Below are 6,231 nucleotides of genomic sequence, written 5' to 3'. Positions count from 1 at the left end.
CGGGATCGGCCCGGGCATGGATGACGAGCGCGACGGCGCGAGCCTTGAGTTCGTCGGTGTATTTCACTGGCACGAGAGAATCTCCTTCTTCCAATCTCCCTGCCTCTATTATTCCCGGGGCGATTCAAACTCCTCGGCCTGTACAAGACGCTGAGCCGCGTCACCACGCTGGAACAAGCCGCTGCCTGGAGTGCCGAGTTCGCCACGTGGGAAGCACGCTGGGAAACGTTCCTCAAACACCGCACCCGCGCGAAATCGGGAGCGAGCCGGCCGGCTCACGTCGGGGCGAACCAGTCTTGGTGGTACACCCACATCCGTACCCGCAGAGCCCACAAGCTGCTGGCCAACCTGATCCGCAATGACCAGTTGTTCACCTGGCTGAAACTCGCCGAAGACGGCTACACGATCGCGAAGACGACGAACGCGTTAGAAGGCGGACCGAACAAGGCGATCAAAGACTTCCTGCGCCACCACCGTGGCATGTCGATCGACCATGCCAGGCGCGGTGTCGACTGGCTGCTTTACCGGCGCACACAAGCACCTGAAGACCCGTGGATGCTCGTCACACCAGACCACTGGGCACCAACAAAGAAGCAGACCGTCATGACTAGCGACGAGCCCATCGGGCCAGCCGTATACGACACCCATTTCAGCCCCGAAGACGGTAACGGAATCCAACAGGGGTGGGGTGGAAGAAGACGCTAGACACGCCGACGCTGTACACACATTCTTGCCGCTAACCCGAACGTTCCCGGGTTTTCCCGTCTGGACTCACATTTATGTGTGGGTTTTTGTGTGGGCTTTTCGCGCACGTATAGGCTCGACCTCAGATTGGGCGTCGACAAGGAGAAACAGCGTGGCGAAGGCGTTGGCACTGGGTGAGATCCGCAAGCGGGCGACCCGGTTCGTGGTGGATTGGCGGGACTCTCTCGGGGAGGAGCGGCAGGAAGCCCAGAGCTTCATCCGTGACCTACTGGGCGCCTTCGGGATCACCGATACCAAGGCGGGGCTGTACGAGAAGCGCGCACGGCGGTCCTCGACCGGTGGGCAGGGCTACATAGATGCCCTGGTTCCGGGGCTTGCACTCATCGAGATGAAGTCCGCGGGCAAAGACCTGGCCAAGGCCGAACGGCAGGCCCTGGACTATGTGGATGACCTGACTGAGGCGGAGACACCGCGGTGGATCATCACGAGCGACTTCAAGCAGTTCCGCGTCCTCGACCTGCTGGCCGATGCGGATGCCGCGCAGCGCGAGTTCACGCTGGAGCAGCTGCCGGAGAACATCGAGTACCTGGCATTCCTGGCCGGCTACCAGACGCACTCGTTCGGAGACCGTGAGCAGGAAGCCGCGTCGATCAAGGCCGCGAAACTCATGGCCGAGTTGTACGAGGCACTGGAAGGATCTGGCTACGACGACCACGAGGCCAGCATCTTCCTGGTGCGGACCCTGTTCTGTCTGTATGCCGACGACTCCGGCGTGTGGGAGCGGGATAGCTACTTCGAGTACATCGAAACCCGGACATCTGAGGATGGCTCCGACCTGGGCGGCCAGTTGACCATGCTCTATCAGGCGTTGAACAAAGAGCCTGAGCGTCGGCAGAAGAACCTCGACGACCTCGTTATGCGATTCCCTTACGTCAACGGCGGGGTTTTCGCCGAACCCCTGAGCATCCCCGCGTTCGACTCGACCATGCGAGAGAAACTGCTGGAGGCGTGCGCGTTCAACTGGTCGGCCATCTCGCCGGCCATCTTCGGATCGTTGTTCCAAGCGGTCAAGGACAAGAAGGCCCGGCGCGAGTTGGGCGAGCATTACACGACCGAGACGAACATCCTCAAGACGATCAATCCCCTGTTCATGGACGAACTACGGGAGAAGTTCGCGGCGGGAGCGCATGACAAGAAGAAGTTGAAGACACTGCGCCGGGAGCTCGGACGTCTGCGCGTGATGGATCCCGCGTGTGGCTGTGGCAACTTCCTCGTCGTTGCTTATCGGGAGCTGCGCCAGCTGGATCTGGATATTGTGAAGCGGCTGCAGGAACTCGGCGAGCAGGATGTTGTGCCGACGCTGTATTTCACCGAGGATGATCTGCCGGTGCGGCTGGACCACTTCGCTGGGATCGAGATTGAGGAATGGCCAGCGCGCATCGCCTCGACGGCACTGCACCTGGTGAATCATCAGGCGAACCAGGCGATGGAGTTATCGCTCGGTAAAGCACCGGACTCGTTGCCGCTGGACCGCATCGAGACGATCCACGTTGGTAACTCGTTGCGGATGGAGTGGGCGGACGTGTTCCACCCATCACCGGACGTGCGCATCGTGGGCAACCCGCCGTTCATCGGGCATAAGACGAAGACCCCCACGCAAATCAGCGATTTGAAAGCTGCTTGGGGTGATCGTTACGACGGATATCTGGATTACGTTACCGGCTGGTATATCAAGGCGAGCGACTACTTCAAGCAGACGACAGGTGGGCGGTTCGCATTCGTATCCACAAACTCGATCGCGCAGGGGCTGCCAGTCGCTGCCTTGATGAAGCCCTTGTTCGACGAAGGCTGGCGTATCCGGTTTGCGCATCAAACTTTCGGTTGGACGTCCGAGGCGCCTGGTGCGGCCGCAGTGCACTGCGTCATCATTGGTTTTGATAAGCAAGAACGAGCTCAGGCCAAACTGTTCACCTACGAATCCGTAAAGGCAAGTCCCGTGCAGGTGCCAGTTGAGCGGATCAATGGGTACTTGCTGGACGCGCCTGCTATTTTCATTGACAAGCGTTCGCACCCCCTAAGCCCAGGCCTGCCCGGAGTCAACTTCGGGACGATGCCGGTTGACGGGGGTAGTCTCCTACTTGATGCGGAATCGCACGGCTTGGCCATGCAAGATCCGATCGCTGCCCGATATGTGCGGCGGTTCGTGGGAGCTAAACAGCTTATTCAGAACGAGCCCCGCTGGTGCCTCTGGATGGTCGATCTAGATCCGGCCGACTTGCAAAAGTCTCACTTTCTGCGAGCGCGCGTTGAGCAGTGTAAAGCATTTCGTACGGGGTCGAAGCACACGGGGGATGCGTACAAGCTGAGGGATATCCCGCACCTTTTCCGCGCTAACCGAAACCGCCCGACTGTTCCCTACATCTGCATACCGCGTCACTTCTCGGAGAATCGACGGTTTGCTACGGTGGCACTCTTCTCGCCGGAGGTCATCGCAGGGGACGCAAACTTCACTGCAGAGGATCCCAGCGGCTATCTATTCGGCATTATCAGCTCGAGCATGTTCTTGGCCTGGCAGCGAGCCGTCGGCGGACGGATTAAGTCTGACTTGCGATTCTCGAAGACGGTCGTTTGGAACACTCTTCCGCTGCCGGAGGTCAGCAAAGCTACGAGGCAGGCCGTCATCGACGCTGGTCAGGGTGTTCTGGCAGCTCGAGCGCTTCACCCTGACCGTTCACTTTCCGACCATTACAACTCTTTGGCGATGGACCCGGCTCTGTTGAAGGCGCACGCTGCGCTGGACAAGGTCGTGGACAGGGCCTTTGGGGCGAAGAAGAAACTGACGACTGAAGCCGAACGGCAGGCGATCCTGTTCAAGCGGTACGCCGAGATGACTGCAGGAGATGGGCGCTGATATGACAAATGCGACCGATGCGAAGGAGTTCGAGATCTGGGCGCCTCGGGTGCGGCCTGCCATCGTAGCAGCGCTGGCGGCACTTGAGCGGGCATCGGACGCCGACAAGAGTTGCGATGCCGAGACTACGGTCATCAGCGCAGTCGAAACTGCGATGTGGCTCAGGACTCTGTGGGACATATTCGAGCAGCATCTTGATCGAAATGAGGATACCTGCCCAGCAGTGCCAGAAGAAGGCATTGTCCGGCCCAACTTCCCCGTGAGCTACTTTCCGTTTCGTACAGCACGAGGTCTGCGTATTGTCGGCAACAAGGGCCTTCGCGAACTGATCTTTCCCACTCGAGTCAACCCGAGGTTGTCGTTCTTGTCATCGACTCCCCGCCAGCGTGGATCTGTGGTTGGGCCGTTGTCGTCACGGTACAACTTCGGTTGGCAGCCTCGGGACAAATGGGAGTTGTCCCATGAGCGCAAGCCGAGGAAGGAGGACATCGACAGCTTCGACGAGGCAGTGAGTGGCCAGGACGTTGTGCGCACGCTGGCAGTGGCATTGGGTTCGTATCGAGAGCGAGCATCAATGCTGGGCATCGACCTGTCAGACCTGTTTGACGCGGAAGGCCAGCCGCATTTTGTGCACAGGTACCTCGGCTAGAGCGAGACACTGAAGGGCTTGCCGTTGTGGCGTTCGACGGACGGTATACCGGCCAGTTGCGGCGTTCTGACCTACTTCGGGGTATTGACTCTCAACTCCCACTTCGAGTCCACAATCCCGATACTGCGGCCGCCTCGGATCAGTAGTGATGGGTTTCGATTGCCCGGCACCAGTAGTCTTCGCAGCGGCGAGCTGTCGAGGCCCCATCGGTCGAGCAGCCATCCCAGCCGGCGAGCGATGGCATCGGCGTGGCGCTGCGCATCCAGCATGCGGGCGATCGCTGCGACGTCGATGCCACCTTCGGCCAGTCGTTCAACTGTGCCTACGGTGTCGATCCATCCGTCGGGTTGGTCGGAGATCAGGTCCGCGATCGTTAGCTCACACGTCGTCACGGGGATCCCATGCGAGCCCGGTATCGGAGCCGCCGGGCGGCAGGCATCAGCCGGCCGGGTGCGGGCCTGCATCAGTGGTTCCCGCCCTCCGATCATCGTTCGGGTATGGGTGTGGTGGCTGACGACTTCAACCGGCCGAGGCGGCTCGGGCATTGCCCCGTGCATATATGCCGCCGTTCGCCAGCCGATCTGATCGACAGGGATATGCAGCTCGGAGATGACCTGGATGAGGCCCGCGTTCCGCCGCATGTAGCCGCTGCCGACCTTGACCAGCCCGGCGCGCGTGGTCTCGACCTGCAGCTCGGACCACCGCCAGTGTCCGCGGAGTGCGATCAGCTCGTCCCCGGTGAAGGTGGCCTGGTCTGGCGGCAGGGCATCGGAGAGGGTCATGGCTCGATGTTATCGGCCTGACCCCGTACATGGCACCGGCCCGGACCCCCACTCCATGTGGGCGGTGATCCGGGCCGGGGCAACACGCTGGACGGCTACTGGAACCTGGTCTCGTCGATCCGCGGCGACCAGGTTCCTTCCTCGTATGTCGGCGACCCGTCCGAGATCCGCCCGCTGATCAGTCCGCCGGACACCTCATTCATCTGGCGGTCCCGCTTGGTCTCCTCGCTGGCGGGCCGGATCACGATCCAATGGGAGCCATCGTCGCCCAGCTCGCGGGCGGGCTCGCACCCGGGGAAAGCCGATTCGGCTCGCTGGAGGAACGTGGAGGCCGGCTGTCCCAGGTTGCGCTGGGGGATGCGGATCGAGATGGTCCCGGCCTCCTGGTTCTGGCTGAAAGCCACGTCGTCGGCTTGGGCGGCGACCACGCTGGCGCATTGGCCGTGCAGGGCGATCCGCTCGGCCTGCTCGGGGCCGAGCTGGCGGATGCACACGATCGTGCCTCCGATTTTCCGAAATCAATGGGCTCCAAGTCGGCGATATCGACCTCAAAAAACGGCGGATCAGCGTGGTCCGCGCCTGGACACAGGATGAGACCGGTGTCTGGCATCTGGGGGAGCCCAAGTACGGCAAGAGGCGGACAGTGCCGGTGCCCGCGTTTCTCGTACTGGTGCTGGAAGCCCAGATGGAGGAGAAAGCCGACGGCGCCCGGCTCATCAAGCGTCGCAATGGTAGCGACAAGCCGCTGCCGTACCCGGGTAAGGCGAACGGGTGGGGTGAGGCCAGCTGGCTGGAACGCGGACTCGAAGACGCAAACATTGCCCGCCTGACGGTTCACGATCTCCGGCACACAGCGGCTAGCCTGGCAGTGCAGGTTGGGGCGAACGTGAAGGCGCTGAGCCGCATGCTCGGGCATGCGGACGCGTCGATGACTCTGAATGTCTACGCTGACCTTTTCGACAGCGATTTGGACGACGTGGCCGCCCGGCTGGACGATGCGTTCGGTCGCGCCTAGCTTTACTAGCCTGGGTTTTTCATGGTGTGGGGTGTCCGGGGCGTGGATGAATAGGTGAAGGTGACCTCTGACCTGGGAAAATAGGACTTGTCTAGAGTTCAATTCCCGCAGAAGAAAGATCACCTTCGAAGTGAAGTCTACCGGCCTGTACCCGCACCCGCACATCGAC

General features: G+C 61.2%; 6 protein-coding genes. 4 read left to right on the top strand and 2 right to left on the bottom strand.

Features of this window, described 5'->3' with window-relative positions:
• Positions 1-366 precede the first annotated feature (366 nt).
• The 3 genes from NQ034_RS15830 to NQ034_RS15820 all read left to right on the top strand — a co-directional run bounded on the left by NQ034_RS15830 (position 367) and on the right by NQ034_RS15820 (position 4,265).
• Positions 367-705, top strand: a complete 339-nt coding sequence (locus NQ034_RS15830; RefSeq protein WP_257049993.1) for a hypothetical protein — start codon at positions 367-369, stop codon at positions 703-705.
• A gap of 151 nt (positions 706-856) precedes the next feature.
• A complete protein-coding gene (locus tag NQ034_RS15825) occupies positions 857-3,616 on the top strand; it encodes a DNA methyltransferase (RefSeq protein WP_257049992.1) in 2,760 nt (919 codons plus the stop codon).
• A 1-nt stretch (position 3,617) separates the two neighbouring features.
• Complete coding sequence (locus NQ034_RS15820; RefSeq protein ID WP_257049991.1) at positions 3,618-4,265, top strand: hypothetical protein; 648 nt, start codon at positions 3,618-3,620, stop codon at positions 4,263-4,265.
• A 71-nt stretch (positions 4,266-4,336) separates the two neighbouring features.
• Here the strand turns inward: NQ034_RS15820 and NQ034_RS15815 are convergent, their stop codons facing one another.
• Both NQ034_RS15815 and NQ034_RS15810 read right to left on the bottom strand, forming a co-directional pair.
• A complete protein-coding gene (locus NQ034_RS15815; RefSeq protein ID WP_257049990.1) occupies positions 4,337-5,047 on the bottom strand; it encodes a type IV toxin-antitoxin system AbiEi family antitoxin in 711 nt (236 codons plus the stop codon).
• Positions 5,048-5,142: 95 nt separating this feature from the next.
• On the bottom strand, positions 5,143-5,541 hold the full coding sequence (locus NQ034_RS15810) for a hypothetical protein (RefSeq protein WP_257049989.1): 399 nt from the start codon (positions 5,539-5,541) through the stop codon (positions 5,143-5,145).
• On the opposite strand from NQ034_RS15810, the gene NQ034_RS15805 reads away from it, so the two are divergent.
• A complete protein-coding gene (locus NQ034_RS15805) occupies positions 5,484-6,062 on the top strand; it encodes a site-specific integrase (RefSeq protein WP_257049994.1) in 579 nt (192 codons plus the stop codon). The two genes, NQ034_RS15810 and NQ034_RS15805, sit on opposite strands and share 58 nt — an antisense overlap.
• Positions 6,063-6,231: the final 169 nt, after the last annotated feature.

The sequence above is a fragment of the Brevibacterium moorei genome, assembly GCF_024580735.1.
Classification (GTDB): domain Bacteria; phylum Actinomycetota; class Actinomycetes; order Actinomycetales; family Brevibacteriaceae; genus Brevibacterium; species Brevibacterium moorei.
This window is presented reverse-complemented; position numbering and strand designations above follow the sequence as displayed.

Coding starts and splice junctions, on each gene's coding strand:
- NQ034_RS15815 (WP_257049990.1), bottom strand. CDS start 5,047: ATGACCCTCTCCGATGCCCTGCCGCCAGACCAGGCCACCTTCACCGGG.
- NQ034_RS15820 (WP_257049991.1), top strand. CDS start 3,618: ATGACAAATGCGACCGATGCGAAGGAGTTCGAGATCTGGGCGCCTCGG.